This is a genomic window from Pandoraea eparura, assembly GCF_902459725.1.
Lineage (GTDB): Bacteria > Pseudomonadota > Gammaproteobacteria > Burkholderiales > Burkholderiaceae > Pandoraea > Pandoraea eparura.
Window position 1 is genome coordinate 81,103 of record NZ_CABPSH010000007.1, and the last position, 16,436, is coordinate 97,538.

The window sequence follows — 16,436 nt, forward strand, 5'->3', positions numbered from 1 at the left end:
CTGGGCCCCGTGGCCAACCACGGCGGTCGGCCGGCGCCGCCACGCGACGCCTGAGCCATTATCCCTAAAAACGATGGAGACACCATAATGCGAGCAAGCCGTGGCGTGCGTACGCCGAAAGCCTTCGTGAAACCCGTTCTGGCCGCCGTGTTCGGCGCATCGCTGGCGCTGGCCGCCGTGCCGAGTTTCGCTGCCGACAGCGGCAAGATCACGATCATGGTGGGCGGCATCACCAAGATGATCTACCTGCCGGCCAAGCTTGCCGAGCAACTCGGCTACTTCAAGGACGAAGGGCTGAACGTCGAGCTGCTCTCGCAGCCGGCCGGTGTCGACGCCGAAAATGAACTGCTCGCCGGTGCCGTGCAGGCGGTGGTCGGCTTCTACGATCACTCCATCGACCTGCAAAGCAAGGGCAAGGAAGTCGAGGCCATCACGGTCTTTGGCCAAGTGCCGGGCGAAGTCGAACTGGTCAACGCCAAGAGCCGCGACACCATCAAGAGCATGGCCGACATCAAGGGCAAGACCCTGGGTGTGACGGGCCTGGGTGCGTCGACCAACTTCCTCACGCAGTACCTCGCCGCCAAGCACGGCATCACGTCGTCGCAGTTCTCGGTGCTGCCGGTCGGTGCTGACAACACGTTCATTGCCGCCATCAAGCAGAACCGGATCGATGCCGGCATGACGACCGAGCCGACCGCTTCGCGCCTGATCAACACGGGCGACGCGGCAGTGCTCGTCGACATGCGCACCCTCAAGGGCACGGTCGACGCGCTGGGCGGCGCTTATCCGGCGTCGAGCCTGTACGTGCAGCGCGCCTGGGCCGACACGCACAAGGAAGAGGCGACCAAGCTGGCCCGTGCGTTCGTGAAGACGCTCAAGTACATCCACACCCACTCGGCCGCCGAGATCGCCGAAAAGATGCCGAAGGACTACTACGCCAACAACAAGGCGCTGTACCTGCAGGCGCTGCAGAACTCGCTGCCGATGTACTCGCCGGACGGCCGCATGCCGAAGGATGGTCCGGAGACGGTGCTCAAGGTGCTCTCCGCGTTCAATCCGAACGTGAAGGGCAAGCACATCGACCTCTCGAAGACCTACACCAACGCGTTTGTCGACGCCGCGAACGTGCCGAAGTAATCGTTCGATCGCGCGTCACCCTTTGATCCTTTTGACCCTGTAGTGCCGGCGCGCGCGTCGCTTGACGCGCCGCCCCCCGAGCCGCCCGCACCCGACGACCGTCCGGTGTGCGGGCAGACTCACCCCTGAAAAACCGCAACGACACCGTTTGCCGTTCGACGTCTCTGAGGAACCGGGCATGACCCAGACCATCACCCCCACTGCGCCGGCGCGCGCTGCGAGCCCCGTCTCGCGCGATACCCCGGCCATCGAATTCGACAACGTGTCGTGCCGCTTCATCTCGGCTGACGGCCACGCCACCATCGCGCTGCGCAACTTCAGCATGTCGGTGGCCCGCGGCGAGTTCGTCGCCATCGTCGGGCCGACCGGCTGCGGCAAGTCGACCACGCTGTCGATGATCACCGGCCTGCTGCGCCCGACGGCCGGCAGCGTGCGCGTGATGGGTCAGCCCGTGAACGGCATCGATCCGCGCATCGGCTTCGTGTTCCAGAACGATGCCGTGTTCCCGTGGCGCAGCGTGCGCGAGAACGTGGCCGCCGGCCCGCTCTTTCGCGGTCAGTCCAAGGACGCCGCCTACGCGCTGGCGGACCAATGGATCAAGCGCGTGGGCCTGGACAAGTTCGGCGACCACTACCCGCATCAGCTCTCGGGCGGCATGCGCAAGCGCGTGGCGCTGGCGCAGACCTTCATCAACAACCCCGAAATCCTGTTGATGGACGAGCCGTTCTCCGCGCTCGACATGCAAACGCGCACGCTCATGCAGGACGAGCTGCTGCAACTGTGGTCGTCGACCTCGGGCTCGGTGGTGTTCGTCACCCACGATCTGGAAGAGGCGATTGCGCTGGCCGATCGCGTGTTCGTGCTCACGGCGCGCCCGGCTACGCTGAAGAATGTGTACACGATCGATCTGCCGCGTCCGCGCGTGATGTCCGAAGTGCGCTACGAGCAGCGCTTCATCGACATTTCGCGCGAGATCTGGGCGGATCTGCGTGACGAAGTGAAGATCGGTTGAAGACGACGCCCCTGCGGGGGCATCGACAATGCATTTGCGGGCCGCGCATCGACGCGCGTGCCCACGCCGTCTGGAGGAGGGCATGAACATGAGTGAACAGGCCATGGTGGCAGGATTCAGTGACGCCGATCTCGCGCGAGAGGAAGCCAGCGCGCAGCGTCGCATCAAACAACGTCGCGCGCTGGTGATTTTTCTGCGCGTGGCCATTCTGGTGATCGGATTGGGCGGCTGGGAAGTGGGTGCGCGCGTGGGGTGGATCGATCCGTTCTTCTTCTCGCAACCGACCCAGATCGTTGCGCAGATCTATGAGTGGTGTGTGGAAGGCACCTCGCAGGGCCCGCTCTGGACGCAGGTGTTTGTCACGCTCGAAGAGACCGTGCTGGGCTTTCTGATCGGCGGCGTGGCGGGTGTGATCTGCGGCATCGTGCTCGGGCGCAACAAGCTGCTCTCGGATGTCTTCAGTCTCTACATCCAGATCGCCAACTCGATTCCGCGCGTGGTGCTCGGGTCGATCTTCGTGATCTCGCTGGGTCTGGGCATGGCCTCGAAGGTGGCGCTCGCCGTGGTGATGGTGTTCTTCGTCGTGTTCGCCAACGCCTTCCAGGGTGTGCGTGAAGCCGACCGCTACATGATCGCGAATGCGCAGATCCTGGGCGCGTCGCGCCGTCAGGTGACGATGTCGGTGGTGATTCCGTCGGCGTTGTCGTGGATTCTCGCCAGCCTGCACGTCAGCTTCGGCTTTGCGCTGGTGGGGGCGGTGGTCGGCGAGTTCCTCGGCTCGAAGCAGGGCATCGGCCTGCTGATCTCGACCGCGCAGGGTGCGTTCAATGCGAGTGGCGTGTTTGCCGCGATGATCGTGCTTGCCGTGGTGGCGCTGGCGGCGGACTACCTGCTGACGTCGCTCGAGAAGCGTTTGCTGAAGTGGCGTCCGGCGGCGTTCAGCACCGAGTGATGCCGACGGTCACCGTCTGCGCATGACACAACGGCGCCATCTTTTACGGATGGCGCCGTTTTCGTTTGGCGGGTGCAACGCGCAACGGCGGCGGGCCTGGAAATACCGCCGTTTCGCCATCGCGCTGTGCCGTCAGCGTCAGATGTTGAGCTTGCTGACCTTCGTGCCTTCGACGTTCAGGTTGGCCATCAAACCGGCGTTGGTCATGACGATCACTTCGACCGGCGAGGTCGCGGTGTTCAGGTCGACCGCACCGTTCGCGCCGATCTTGACCAGCGCGACGGAAGCGTCGGCGCCGGCCGTCCAGCCGTCGGTGCGCTGGAATTTATCGAGGGCGTCCTGCGTCATGAACAGGAAGATGACGGCCTTCGATTGCGCCCCGATTTGCAGACCGAACGACGCCGTGACCGTGTTGTAGTAGCCCTTTGTGACGCCACCCACGCGCAGCGCGCCTTCCCCATACTGGCCGCCCACGACGAAGCCCGCTTGCAGCACCGACGGGAACACGAGCATGCCGCGCGACTTGCTCACCAGTTCGCGCGAGCCCGGCACGGACGCATACATCTTGTCGAGCGCGCCATTCACCGACGCATCGATCTCACGGCGCTTGTTCGCATTGGCGCTGGGCGAGCTGTCGCTCTTGCTGGCCTGCGACGGCGTGGTCGTGGTGCAGCCGGTGAGCGCGAAGGCAGCGGCGGCAACGGCGGCGGACGTTTTCATCAGGAATTCGCGTTTTTGCATTTTCTCCCTCCAGATAGCGTGTGCCGCGTGATGCGCTTGGCGGCATGGATACGGATAAGACGGATAAAACGTCGGGCCGATGGCGCGCGCCGTGCAGCGCGCGTCGCTTCGGCCATGAAGCGGATGATGAGGGCGGATCGTTCGGCATCCGACGAACAAGGCGATATGCCATCGTGGCAGACAACGCGTCGGCGTGACGACGATTATGCGGCCTCTGTCGTTATTGTCAAGAAATTGGCGCGACAAGTTCCGCTAATTTGCCTCTATCTTTCGCTAACGTGTAGGTGTCCGCCTACGTACACTTGCGCTTGTATTCCTCGATGAGGGCTTTGCGCGGGCGGGTGCGTGTAGGAATGTCGACGCGATCGCCGGCGGGTGACTCGACCCGGCGTCCGCGCTGGTAGACGGGCTTGTCCGGCGTGTTGGCGATCTTGTCGGCGAGCGCGCGGCATTCGTCGCGCAGGGACGGCGACCTCGCGGCGGCGGCGGCGGCAGCTTGCGATGCGGCTTGCTCGCGTGCGGCCTGCGAGCATTGCTCGGGCGGCAGGGGGCGCCCGCCGCTATCGAAACACACGGGAGTTTGCGCCAGCGATAAGCCGGCCACACCGAGCAACGCGACGGCGGCGGCCGCTTGCAGAAGGCGTTTGATCGGGGTGTGAACCCGCCCGGGCTCGGCAGTGTCAAGCATTGGCGATACGGCGTCGCTGGGCGTGGGGGAGGCGGCGGTAGCGAGGGCAGGGGGCATCGGGGAAAGCGGGGCGGCGCGGCGTGGCATCGTCGATCTCCTCAAGGGAACCGCGCTGCGGCGCGGGTGCGCCTATTCTGGCATCGCGCCCGCCGGATTGTCGATAGCCGTGACGCCGTGCCGCGCGGCGGTCATGCCGGGGCGGTCCGTGCGCAGCTCCAGCCGATAGCCGACGCCATAGATCGAGCGCACGATTTCCTCATCGGGCCGGATCGCTTGCAACTTGCGGCGCAGGTTCTTGATATGACTGTCGACCGTGCGGTCGGCGACCACGCGGTGATCGTCGTACATGCGATCGAGCAAGTGGGCACGCGGGAAGGTCTTGTCGGGATGGCTCGCGAGCGTCGCCAGCAGCCGCAATTCCACGGGCGTGAGCGGCAGTTCGTGGCCGTCGAGCCGCGCATGATGACGCACGGCGTCGATGACGAGTGCGCGCGGCGGCGCTGCGTTGGTGTAGGTGGCGGATCCCGGAGGCGCCGAGGTGATACCGGCGCCGCGCACCCGGCGCAGGATCGCCTTGACGCGCGCCACGACCTCGCGCGGGCTGAAGGGCTTGCAGATGTAGTCGTCGGCCCCGAGTTCAAGGCCCAGCAGCCGGTCGGTCTCGGCCGCGCGGGCCGTCAGCATGACGACCGGCACGTCGGAGATCTCGCGTACCGCGCGGCAGACTTCGAGACCGTCCATGCCCGGGAGCATGAGGTCGAGCAGTATCAGGCGCGGCTGCGTCGCGCGCACGGCCGGAAGCACGTCGCGGCCGTCCGAGAGAATGCGGCAGGGCATGCCCGCCACCCGCAGGTATTCCGCGAGCAATGCGGCAAGTTTGGGCTCGTCTTCGACGATCAGAATCGGGGCGGTGTCGGCGAGGGTCATCGCGTCGGGAGGTGAACTTGGGGCGCAAAGTGGCGCCATGGGCGAGGCGTGCAAAGCGTCTGGCGACGGACTCGGCGAGGTCGAAGGCATGAGAGATGGCGTGAGCGTTGGCATCGGCGATGGCATGGGAGGCGGGCTCAGCATGAGGTCGCCAGGGCCGGGTCGTCGAGCCGCGCCGGCGCGGGCCGGCGCGCGCCGCTGGGCGACCCGCCGCACGCTGCGCCGCATCCGCCACTCGCGGCTGTGGGCATCTGGCGGTGACACGGCAGGGTGATGGTGAGCGCGAGGCCGCCCAGTGGGGAATGTCGCGCGGCGATCTGACCACCGTGCGCTTCGACGATGTGTTTGCATAGCGTGAGCCCCAGACCGGCGCCCCCGCTGCGACGGCTGCGCGAGGCTTCCACGCGGAACAGGCGCTCGAACAGGCGCGGCAGGGCGTCGTCCGGCACGCCTGGCGCCGAGTCTTCGATTTCCAGTCGCAACTGCGTGGGGGTGGCCGACAGGTACACGCGCACCGCGCCGCCGCCATCGGTGTAGCGCAGCGAGTTTTCGAGCAGATTGCCCAGCAGTTGTGTCACGCGGTGGAGATCGCCGTCGATGATGAGCGTGTCGTCGGGCAGGTGCACGTTCAGGGCGATGCCCTTGGCGTCGAACCAGTCGCCGAACGCGGCCACGGACGTGGCGACGCGCTCGGTCATGTCGACGGGGCCGAACGCATAGGTGAGCGCGCCGACGTCCGAGAGCGACAGTTCGTAGAGATCGTCGATCAGCTTGGAGAGCTGCGAGATTTCGACGCGCAGCGAGGCGATGGCGTCCTGCGTGAGCGGGCGCACGCCGTCTTCCATTGCTTCGATTTCGCCGCGCAGGATCGACAGCGGCGTGCGCAGCTCGTGCGAGATATCGGCGAGCAGGTCGCGGCGCGAGCGGTCGTTGCGTGCGAGCGTGTCGGCCAGGCGGTTCAGATCGACCGCGAGACGGGCGAGTTCGTCGGCACCGGCGGTTGGCGCGCGCACGCTGTAATCGCCCATCGCCATGCGGTGGGTGGCCTCGAGCAGCGGCGTGACCGGCACGAGCAAACGCCGGGCGAGGTGCAGCGCCACGGCGCCGAGCAGGGCGACGCCGAGCATCGTCAGATACATCAGGTTGTCGCCGCACAGCCAGCGATGCCCGCCGAGCGCGGCGCGCACGACGAGGGCCGTGGCCGTCATGGTGATCAGGCCCGTCGCGAAGAGCGCGAGGAAGAGCTTGCGAGTGATGCCGGAATTCATGCGCTGGGTGGTTGGGCTAACGGTGATGGCTGGACATCGCGCCGGGCGGGGTGAACCGATGTGGCGCTGTCAGCGTTGGCGGCCATTTTCTCAGCATCGGTGTGGCACGCGGCGGGCCTCCACAAATTTTCCTCGATTTGTGCTTAGTGGCTGCACTTGCGCTCCTTACTATTCCTCTCGACGCTGGCCGCCGTGCCGGCGTCGTCATCAACTCACCGTTCACACTTTTCGAAGACGGCCGGATGCGGCGTCCGGAACCGGCGCGGGGGCGCCTCATCATGTTGAAGCTGTCGATGCTGCAGCGCGCCGGGGTGCGCGGCTTTGTCCGGACGGTCGCGCTGCTGGCGAGCGCGGGTGCCATGCTGGGCGGTTGTTCCAGCTCGGCGCCGGCGCCCACGCCGATGGCCGTGATGCCCATGCCGCGTGTAGCGAATGTGCAGACGGGCGGGTCCATCTATCAGTCGACTACCGCCACGAACTGGTTCGAGACGCCGGTCGCGCATCGCATCGGCGATCTGCTCACAATTGCGGTGTCTGAAAACTCGTCGAGCGGGAACAAGTCGCAGAGCGACATCTCGCGCAACGCGAGCGTGACAGCCAAGAGCGCCAAGGCTGACGGGGCCGATTCGGTGCTGGAGCGCTGGTTCAACATCGGCCAGTCCGCGAGCAGTTTCAAGGGCAACGGCAGCAACAGTTCGAGCACGGCGCTGGCCGGCACGATTGCGGTGGCGATCGTGGAGGTGTTGCCCAACGGTGCGTATGTCGTGGGCGGGGAGAAGCAGGTGTTGCAAGGGCGCAATATGGAGACGTTCCGGTTTACGGGCGTAGTCAACAAGTTCGACATTTCACCGGGCAATGTGGTGGCGTCGAGCAAGGTGGGCCAGGCCAAGGTGGCGCGGGTGGACGAGGGCCAGGTGGCCGACGGGAGCAGCGGCGGGTGGCTGCAGGGCATTCTGCTCGGGGTGTCGCCGTTCTGATGAAGCGACTGGCGACTGTGCTGATGCTGGCGGTGGCCGCCAGCGCCACCCTGGGCGGGTGCCTCTTCACGACACCGGTGCCGGTGCTCGCCGCGCAGGTGGCCTCGAGCATGGTGTCGACGGGGGTGATGCTCTCGGATCAGTTGCCGTCCATCGTGCCGCCGACGGCGCCTGCCGCGCCGGAGCTGCTCTCGCACAATGTGTGCATCGAGCTGTCGCCGGACGGCATTTCCGATTTGCTGCCGGCGATACAGGGACGCTTGCGCGCGTATGGCATCGTGAGCACGATCTATAGCCCGGGCACTTGGCCGACGGGCTGTATCGTGCTCAATTACTCGGTGCGGCGCGCCTGGCGCAACGCGTTGTGGGGCAATGCGTTGAGCGAATACCTCGCCTACGCGACGCTGACGCTCAGCCGCAACGGGACAGTGATCAATACGGTGTACTTCGACGGTCGATCGCGCACGGTCGAATCATGGTCGGCGTCAAACTCGCGGATCGCGCAACTGGTGGATCGGCTGGTGGTGTTTTGAGCGAGGCGGGGGAGAGGCAGACAGTGCTTCAGCCGAAACCCTGATAAGCGAGCGACTTGACAGCGAAAATTTGTTCATGGATGGTATACAGAATACTGAAATAAGTTTTCCATCATGACAAATCCTATAGTCGACTCGCTCGACAACGATATCGCATCATGGCACTCGCCCGGCGCTCCCCAATGGCACTACGCCACGGTGACGGCGGCACGGGCGGCGTTGCGGCGTCGTGAGGTCACGTCGGAGGCGCTCGTTGCCGCGTGTGAAGGGGCCTGGCGCCAATCGAATCCGAAGCTCAACGCGGTGGTGGTCAGCGACTTCGAGCAAGCGTATGCCGTCGCAAATCAGCGAGACACGGAGTTACGCGCTGGTCGAGTCCGAGGGCCTTTGCACGGCATCCCGTTCACGATCAAGGAATCGTTTGACGTCAAGGGCTGGCCCACAACGGTCGGCGATCCGGCATTCATCGACAATATTGCAGAGCAACATGCGAGCGTCGTGCAACGGCTGATGGATGCCGGTGCGATCCTGCTGGGCAAGACCAACGTGCCGATCTACCTGCGCGATTGGCAGAGCTACAACGACGTCTACGGCACCACGCGCAATCCCCACGATTTAAGACGCACACCGGGCGGCTCGTCGGGCGGCAGTGCCGCCGCCGTCGCCACGGGCATGGCCTTCTTCGATGTCGGCTCCGACATCGGCTCGTCGATTCGTAACCCTGCACACTACTGCGGCATCTTCTCGCACAAAAGCACGCACGGTCTCGTGCCCCTCGACGGCCATGGCCTGCCAGGCGGCGTGGCGTTCCCCGATATCAACGTGGCGGGCCCGCTGGCACGCAGCGCGGCCGACCTTGACATAGTGCTCTCGGCCATTGCCGGTCCGTCGGCCGAGGCGGCCTGCGCCGTGCGCTTCGAGCTGCCGCGCTGTCAGGCGACCGACCTGCGCCAGATTCGCTTTGGCATTCTGTCGAATCACCCGGTTGCCGACGTCGACGCCGAGGTGGAGCAGGCGATCGTGCACCTCGGGCAGGATCTTGAGCGCCGTGGCGCGCAGGTGCTGTGGAATGCCCGCCCATCGTTGGACGCGGCCGAACTGATGCGTGTGTATACGTTGATGCTGCGGGCATCGACGTGCGGCTATCTGGGCGACGACGCATTCGAAGCCGCCGTGGCGGCGGCCGGTCAGGCTCCGGCGGACGACATGGGCTATGCGTCGCTTCAGTACGTGGGGGCGGCCATGCGGCATCGCGACTGGCTCCGATTGCAGCCGCTACGAGAGCGTTTCGCGGCCGCGTGGCGCGAATTGTTCGAGCGTGTGGACGTGCTGCTGTGCCCCGTGGCGGCCACGCCCGCGTTCGTGCTGAACGAGGAGGGCGCGCCTTGGCAACGCACGCTGGACGTCAACGGGCGCGCGCAGCCGCTCACGACGCAACTTTTCTGGGCCGGGCATTCCGGCTTGTGCGGCTTGCCCTCGACCGTTGCGCCCGCAGGGCGCACGGCACAGGGGCTGCCTGTGGGCGTACAGATCGTGGCGCCGCTGTATCACGACCTGCGCTCGATCCATGTAGCCAGATTGCTTGAGGCCGCCGGCTACGCCTTCGCACCACCTGCCTGACCTTCCCTACGAAACCCACGACCCTCCAAGGAGGACACCTTCATGTCCTGGCTCAGTTCACTATCGAGAAACGAGAAGCGCGCCCTTGCGGGCACGTTCATCGGCCATACGGTCGATGTCTACGACTTCATGATCTATTCCTTCCTCATCCCCGTGCTGCTCACAACGTGGGGCATGAGCAAGGCAACGGCAGGCAGCATCGTCACCTATACGTTGATCGCCTCGCTCGTGGGCGCCATCGGTGCGGGCCTACTGGCGGACCGCTATGGTCGCGTGCGTATCCTGCGCTGGACCATCGCGATCTTCGCGCTGGCGTGCTTTGGCTGCGGCCTGACCAACTCGCCGACGCAACTGACCATCATGCGCGTCGTCCAGGGCCTGGGTTTTGGCGGCGAATCGTCGCTGTGCATGGTGCTGGTCATGGAGACGATCCGCAATCCGGCCCATCGCGGCAAGTTCTCGGGCTTCACGGCGAGCAGCTATTCGTTCGGCTGGGCCTTGGCGGCACTCGCTTACAGCGCGATCTTCAACTGGCTCCCGCCAGAGACGGCCTGGCGCGTTTGCCTGTTCATCGGCGTGGCACCGGCTGTGATGGTGTTTTGGCTGCGCCGGAATCTGGAAGAGCCGGAGGCCTTTACCCGCTCGATGGCCGAGCGCCGTCAGACCAGCCCGCTCAAGACGATCTGCGGCGTATTCAGCGGCGGCCTTGCGGCCCGCACGCTCTGGTGCAGTCTGCTCTCGGGCGGCATGCTCGGCTCGTACTACGCGATCGCCACCTGGATGCCGACCTGGCTCAAGACTGAACGCGGACTGTCGGTGACGGGCACGGGCTTGTGGCTGGCCATCACCATCGGCGGCTCCATCGTGGGCTATGCCGTGGGCGCCTGGGCGACCGACAGGCTGGGGCGTCGCCCGACCTACATCCTGTTCGCCGTCGGTGCGTTCGTGATGAGCATCGCTTACATGCTGATTCCGGCGCCGGTGCCCGTGATGATGGTGCTGGGCTTCCTGATGGGCGTGTTGATGCAAGGAACGTTCGCGGGGGTAGCGGCAACGATCTCGGAGACGTATCCCCATGAGATTCGCGCCACCGGCTATGGCGTGGCATACAACGCAGGACGCGTCATCGGCTCGGTATTTCCGTTCATCGCCGGTTGGCTCGCCAGCGGTCACACGACGCTCACGCTCGCCATCCCCATCGTGGCCGCTGTCGGCTATGGACTCGTCATCATTGCGGCCATCATGCTGCCCGAAACCAACGGTATCAAGCTCGACGCCATCGAACCGGTGAACGCAAGCAACGACGATTCGCGCACCATTCACGCCGCCGTATCGGGCGTCATCGGCCGCGCTGCCGACTGACCGCTTTCCCGTTTCTGCGGTCATCCCGCACAGGCAATTTGTTGTATTGGCATTTCCGTTGAAACGGTATACAGTGTACAAAAATGGCAAATCGCCCTCGCTTCTTCCCATCACAAAAGGGGGGGGCGGGGGATCCACCTGGAACCAAGGAGTCAGACATGGCTGAACTGATGGACCGCGAGACCTTCCGCGCGGCACTCGAAGAAGCAATCAAGGGCAAGAGCGCGAACAAGGCACCGTTCAGCATCGCGTGGGCAAGCGGCAAACTATCGCGGGCGCACCTTGCTCGCTGGGCGGAGAACCACTATCACTATGTGGGGCCGTTCGCCGATTACCTCGGCTATCTGTACGCCCGTACGCCAGACCACATGACCGAGGCGAAGGACTTTCTGCTCGCGAACATGTACGAAGAGGAGATTGGCGGTGATCGCCACACCGACCTGCTGATCCGCTTCGCCGAAGCGTGCGGCACGACGCGCGAGCGCGTCGTCGACCCGGACAACATGTCGCCGACGACGCGCGGGCTGCAAAGCTGGTGTTACGCGGTCGCCATGCGTGAAGATCCGGTGGTGGCGGTGGCCGGGCTGGTCGTCGGTCTGGAATCACAAGTGCCGTCGATCTATCGCAAGCAGACGCCCACGCTGCGCGAGACGTACAAGTTCACGGACGAGGAAGTCGAGTTCTTCGATTTGCACATCGTCTCCGACGAAATTCATGGCGAGCGCGGTTACCAGATCGTGCTGGAGAACGCGAACACGCCCGAATTGCAGCAGCGTTGCCTGAAGATCTGCGAGATCGGTGCGCAGATGCGTCTGCTGTATACGACCGCGCTGTACTACGACTACGTCGAGAACGAGGTGTCGCTGCCTGAGCTGGGATTGGCCGCCTGAACGACGTTCTGCCGCGCCGCCGCCCTCGACAGCATGTCGTCAAACGGATCTTGCGGTGGCGCGGGTGTTGAAGACCTCTTGCAGGACGCAGCTTTCATGACGACCGTTCCGACTTTCCTGAACTATATCGACGGCGAATGGTGCGCGAGCCGCTCGGGCGCCACGTTCCCGAACCTGAACCCGGCCGATACGCGCGACGTCGTCGGCCATTTCCAGGCGTCGGGCGAAGCCGATGCGCAAGCCGCCGTGCGCGCCGCCGCCTCGGCATTCCCTTCCTGGAAGCGTCTGCCGGCGGGCGCTCGCGCCAGGATACTGCTCGACGCCGCCGCCTATCTCGAACGCCACGCCGAGCGCTTCGGCGAAGAACTCACGCGCGAGGAGGGCAAGCAAAAGGCGCTTGCCAAGGACGAGTTCCTGCGCGCGGCGCAGACGCTGCGCTACTACGCCATCGAGGCGCAATCCTACGGCGGCGAAACGTTTCCAAACGACGACAATGACATGACGGTATACACGGTGCGCGAACCGTTGGGTGTCGTTACCGTGATCTCGCCCTGGAATTTCCCTGTCTCGATCCCCGCACGAAAGATCGCCCCGGCGCTGGTGTGCGGCAACACGGTGGTTTTCAAGCCGGCATCCGATGCGCCGTTAAGCGGATTGCGCCTGGCTGAAGCGTTTGTGGAAGCCGGCATCCCGAAGGGCGTGTTGAATTTCGTGACGGGCAGCGCTTCGGCCGTCGGTCCGACGCTGGTCGGCGCGCGCGAAGTCCGAGCCATTTCCTTCACCGGCTCGACGTCGGCCGGCGAGCAGATTCACCGAGCCGCGTCGCTGTCGACCCGCACGCAGATGGAGCTTGGGGGCAAGAACCCGCTGATCGTGCTCGACGTTGGTGATATCGACCGCGCCGTCGATCTGACCATCAAGGGCGGCTTCTCCCTCACGGGGCAGGCATGTACCGGCACCAGCCGTGTACTCGTCGCTCGCGCGATTCGCGCGACGTTCGTCGAGCGGCTCGCCGCCAGGACGGCGTCACTCAAGATTGGTAACGGCATGCAACCGGGCATCGATATCGGACCGCTTGCCACAAAGACGCAGTTGAGCACGGTGCTCGACTACATCGCGATTGGCAAACAGGAGGCCACGCTGGTGTGCGGCGGCGAGCCACTCACGCATGACGTTTATGCCCACGGATATTTCGTCACCCCGGCGATCTTCGCAGACGTGCCGCGCGACGCGCGAATTGCACGAGAAGAGATTTTCGGTCCGGTCATTGCGGTGATCGACGTCGATGGTTACGAAGACGCGATTGCTGTGGCCAACGACAGCGACTACGGATTGGCTGCGTCGCTCGTGACGCAGAACGCTCAACTGATGCATCGGTTCGCCAGCGATATCGAAGCCGGCACCGTCAAGATCAACCGCACGACCACGGGCAATCTCATCAACGCGCCGTTCGGCGGTCTCAAGCAGTCGAGCACCGCGACGTTCAGGGAGTCCGGGCGCGATGGCCTCGAGTTCTATCTCCAGATCAAGACCGTGTATCGCGGTGCTTAATGCAAGCCGCACACGTGTTCCCGTCAACTTATTCCCTTTAACATGAAACCCTTCTTCAAACTTGAACTTGCCGAAGCCCGCCACATGATCGCCGCGGCCATCGGGCGCTCGCAGGAAATCGGTGTCCTCGAATCCGTCTGCGTGGTCGACGAAGGCGGCTTCCCGCTCGCGCTCGAACGCATGGACGGCGGGCGCATCACCGGGCCGCAAATTGCCTGGAACAAGGCATTCACGGCTGCCGGGCACAAGCGCTCAACGCATCTGTTCACCACGCCGCCGAATGGCCCGGCGCTGCCCGGCAATGAAGCTTTCGGTATTCAGTGGAGCTTCGAGGGGCGCTTCGCGGCGTTTGTCGGGGGCTTTCCCATCGTCGTCGACAAGCAAGTGGTCGGTGGCATCGGTTTGTCGGGCGGCAACGGCGAACAAGATACCCAGGCCGGGCTGGCCGGGCTCGCGGCACTGCAGGCGCTGCTGCGCGAGAGCGGCAGAGAAGTGCTCGTGCAACCCGACATCAAGCTTTGACGGAGACGTGCGCCGTGAGCTATCGAATCACATGGATAGAGGCTCAGTGCAGCTTCGAGGCGACGTCCGACGAAACCGTCCTCGAGGCAGCCCGGCGCGCGGGTGTCGTGCTGCCGTCCGAGTGTGAGTTCGGGGGGTGCGGGACCTGCCGGGTCAAGCTCGCGCAGGGGCGGGTGCAATACGACGAGATGCCGGACGCCCTTTCGCAGGACGAGGCCGACGCGGGCTACGCACTGCTGTGTCAGGCCCGCGCGTGCGCCGATCTGACGATCAGCACCGAGAGATCGCTCGATGCGCCTGCACCGGCGCAGCGGCGTCAGGTGAGCGTCGTGCGCACGGAGCCGCTCGGGCCGGACGTTACGCGGCTGGTGCTGGCGTCGCGCGAGAGGGCGCCTTGGGTGTTCCGTCCCGGTCAGTATCTGGACGTGTTGCTCGGCGACACGGGGCCGCGCAGCTTCTCCATGGCGTGTGCGCCCGAAGCGGGCGACAGGCCAGGGGAAGTCGAGCTCCACATCCGCAGCATCGAGGGCGGATATTTCACCCAGATGCGTTTGAGCAAACTCCGTCCCGGCGACACGCTCGACGTGGAAGTGCCGCTAGGCGGGTTTGGTTATCACGAAGACGACTATCGGCCCATCGTGATGGTCGCCACGGGTACGGGCATCGCGCCGCTGCGCAGCATGCTGGCACAGATGCTGGCAAGTGGTGCGCCACCCATCGACCTATATTGGGGCGGACGTACGCAAGCGGCGCTCTACCTCCACGACGAGCTGACCGCGCTCGCGAATCAGCGCGAAGACTTCCGCTACGTCCCGGTGTTGTCGCGTCCGGATGATAACTGGGCGGGGGCGCGAGGTTACGTGCAGGACGCCGTGCTCGCCGATCATCCCGATCTTTCCGAGCACTCGGTGTATCTGTGCGGCTCACCGGTGATGATTGCCGAGGCCAAAACGGCGTTCGTTGCCAACGGGGCCAGCGTACGTTACTTGTATGCAGACAGCTTCACGTTCCAGCATCCCGCGCGGGAAGACGCGGCCGCCTGAGTCGACTGAAGCGAATGAAGGGGGCGAGACGGGATCGGGGGTACCGTCTGCCCTCTTGTCATTTGATGCGTCAGGCGCCGCGCTCGATGAATGTCTTGTAGGCGAGGGCAGCGAGTGCCACGTCCTGCAGACCGAAGCCAACGGCCTTGTAGACGACGATCTCGTCATCACGTTGGCGTCCAGGCGTCAGGCCCTCAAGAACCTCACCCAACTCGGCCACACTGTTCCAGTCCACCAGTCCCGGAGCAGCCAGCATCAGGTCACCGGCTTCTTCTCGCGCCTGTTCTCGCAGTTCCACAACCATTCGGGCTGCGCGGGCGAGCGTGTTGTCATCGATCTCGCGTGTGTGCGGCAGACTCGAACCGATGGCGGCAACAAATGCACCGGGGCAGAGCGCGTGGCCGTCGAAGAGCGGCGTGCTCGAGCGGGTGGCCGTGATGACGACGTCGGCACCGTCGAGCGCTTCGTCGGTCGTCACGGCGCTGGCCGTCACACCTTGCGCACCATAGGTCGCATCAAGCGATGCCGCAAGCGCCGCATCGCCCTCGATCCCGACGATGCGCAACGTCTTGATATCGGTGAACTGTGCCAAGGCGTGCGCGTGCGCCGCGCCCTGAACGCCGGTCCCGAAAATGGCCGCCGTGTGTGCACCGCGACGCGCCAGCGCGCGTACGGCGAGCATCGTGGTCGCGGCGGTGCGCAGTCGGGTGATGGCATTGGCGTCCAGCGTGGCAAGACACGCGCCGTCAGAGGCGCGGAACAATACGATCACGAAATTGAACTGCCCGCGAAGAGTGGTGTAGACCTTGGCCCCGGCAACGTCGGCTCCGGGAAGCACCGCGCCGAGTGTGGAGAGTTTGGTGCCATGGGCTTCGGTGCGCACACGGCGTTGCACTGCCGCGGCCCCGCGCGCCAGCTCACGAAAAGCGCTCTCCAGTGCGGGAATGGCTTGTGCGAAGCCGATCAGCTTGTCGATCTGTGCGTCGGTCAAATGGATCATCAGGCGAGGTCCGGTGTGTTGATAAGCATTTGCAGTATACGGTATACTATTTGCAAAGAATGCTCAAACATCTTCACCGAGCACTCCATGAAAGCCGCCAATCCATGATCGATCGACAACGTCGGGATTGGTTTTATTTTGATATCGGTATACAGTATTCACTCATGCGCGGCACGACGGTGAGTCCCGCCGGTACGAGGTGCGTGGCAGGGG

16 protein-coding genes are annotated in these 16,436 nt (G+C 64.7%); 11 read left to right on the forward strand and 5 right to left on the reverse strand.

The annotated features are described in order from the left end of the window. Positions 1 to 87: 87 nt before the first annotated feature. The 3 genes from PEP31012_RS15170 (at position 88) to PEP31012_RS15180 (ending at position 3,101) form a co-directional block, all read left to right on the forward strand. Complete coding sequence (locus PEP31012_RS15170; RefSeq protein ID WP_150590172.1) at positions 88 to 1,137, forward strand: ABC transporter substrate-binding protein; 1,050 nt, start codon at positions 88 to 90, stop codon at positions 1,135 to 1,137. Positions 1,138 to 1,315: 178 nt separating this feature from the next. After that, complete coding sequence (locus PEP31012_RS15175; RefSeq protein WP_150564406.1) at positions 1,316 to 2,149, forward strand: ABC transporter ATP-binding protein; 834 nt, start codon at positions 1,316 to 1,318, stop codon at positions 2,147 to 2,149. 82 nt (positions 2,150 to 2,231) lie between these two features. Then, the gene (locus tag PEP31012_RS15180; protein ID WP_017231589.1) at positions 2,232 to 3,101 is read left to right on the forward strand and encodes an ABC transporter permease; all 870 of its coding nucleotides are present in this window, start codon (positions 2,232 to 2,234) and stop codon (positions 3,099 to 3,101) included. A 138-nt stretch (positions 3,102 to 3,239) separates the two neighbouring features. Here PEP31012_RS15180 and PEP31012_RS15185 read toward each other — a convergent pair whose 3' ends face one another. The 4 genes from PEP31012_RS15185 to PEP31012_RS15200 form a co-directional block, all read right to left on the reverse strand. After that, positions 3,240 to 3,842, reverse strand: coding sequence for a BPSL1445 family SYLF domain-containing lipoprotein (locus PEP31012_RS15185; protein WP_150590173.1), 603 nt, complete (start codon positions 3,840 to 3,842; stop codon positions 3,240 to 3,242). 292 nt (positions 3,843 to 4,134) lie between these two features. Further along, positions 4,135 to 4,617 carry a hypothetical protein gene (locus PEP31012_RS15190; protein ID WP_150590174.1) on the reverse strand — a complete coding sequence of 161 codons (483 nt, stop codon included), beginning with the start codon at positions 4,615 to 4,617 and terminating at the stop codon, positions 4,135 to 4,137. A 42-nt stretch (positions 4,618 to 4,659) separates the two neighbouring features. After that, positions 4,660 to 5,457, reverse strand: coding sequence for a response regulator (locus PEP31012_RS15195; protein ID WP_246171315.1), 798 nt, complete (start codon positions 5,455 to 5,457; stop codon positions 4,660 to 4,662). A 137-nt stretch (positions 5,458 to 5,594) separates the two neighbouring features. Continuing rightward, the gene (locus PEP31012_RS15200) at positions 5,595 to 6,725 is read right to left on the reverse strand and encodes an ATP-binding protein (protein WP_246171316.1); all 1,131 of its coding nucleotides are present in this window, start codon (positions 6,723 to 6,725) and stop codon (positions 5,595 to 5,597) included. A gap of 278 nt (positions 6,726 to 7,003) precedes the next feature. Between PEP31012_RS15200 and PEP31012_RS15205 the strand changes: the two genes are divergently transcribed. The 8 genes from PEP31012_RS15205 (at position 7,004) to PEP31012_RS15240 (ending at position 15,223) form a co-directional block, all read left to right on the forward strand. Continuing rightward, positions 7,004 to 7,702, forward strand: coding sequence for a flagellar basal body L-ring protein FlgH (locus tag PEP31012_RS15205; RefSeq protein WP_174978256.1), 699 nt, complete (start codon positions 7,004 to 7,006; stop codon positions 7,700 to 7,702). Continuing rightward, on the forward strand, positions 7,702 to 8,235 hold the full coding sequence (locus tag PEP31012_RS15210) for a hypothetical protein (protein ID WP_150590178.1): 534 nt from the start codon (positions 7,702 to 7,704) through the stop codon (positions 8,233 to 8,235). Before PEP31012_RS15205 ends, PEP31012_RS15210 begins: the two co-directional genes overlap by 1 nt. 114 nt (positions 8,236 to 8,349) lie before the next feature. Continuing rightward, positions 8,350 to 9,855, forward strand: coding sequence for an amidase (locus tag PEP31012_RS15215; RefSeq protein WP_150590179.1), 1,506 nt, complete (start codon positions 8,350 to 8,352; stop codon positions 9,853 to 9,855). Positions 9,856 to 9,897: 42 nt separating this feature from the next. Then, a complete protein-coding gene (locus PEP31012_RS15220; protein WP_150590180.1) occupies positions 9,898 to 11,217 on the forward strand; it encodes an MFS transporter in 1,320 nt (439 codons plus the stop codon). A 158-nt stretch (positions 11,218 to 11,375) separates the two neighbouring features. Next, complete coding sequence (locus PEP31012_RS15225; RefSeq protein ID WP_150590181.1) at positions 11,376 to 12,107, forward strand: iron-containing redox enzyme family protein; 732 nt, start codon at positions 11,376 to 11,378, stop codon at positions 12,105 to 12,107. A 96-nt stretch (positions 12,108 to 12,203) separates the two neighbouring features. Then, entirely contained in the window at positions 12,204 to 13,658 is a 1,455-nt protein-coding gene (locus tag PEP31012_RS15230; RefSeq protein ID WP_150590182.1) for an aldehyde dehydrogenase family protein, read from the forward strand. 42 nt (positions 13,659 to 13,700) lie between these two features. Further along, positions 13,701 to 14,180, forward strand: a complete 480-nt coding sequence (locus PEP31012_RS15235) for a GlcG/HbpS family heme-binding protein (protein WP_150564416.1) — start codon at positions 13,701 to 13,703, stop codon at positions 14,178 to 14,180. Between the two features lie 14 nt (positions 14,181 to 14,194). Continuing rightward, a complete protein-coding gene (locus tag PEP31012_RS15240) occupies positions 14,195 to 15,223 on the forward strand; it encodes a 2Fe-2S iron-sulfur cluster-binding protein (protein WP_150590183.1) in 1,029 nt (342 codons plus the stop codon). A gap of 70 nt (positions 15,224 to 15,293) precedes the next feature. On the opposite strand, the gene PEP31012_RS15245 is transcribed toward PEP31012_RS15240, so the two are convergent. Continuing rightward, complete coding sequence (locus PEP31012_RS15245) at positions 15,294 to 16,223, reverse strand: ornithine cyclodeaminase family protein (protein ID WP_150590184.1); 930 nt, start codon at positions 16,221 to 16,223, stop codon at positions 15,294 to 15,296. Positions 16,224 to 16,436: the final 213 nt, after the last annotated feature.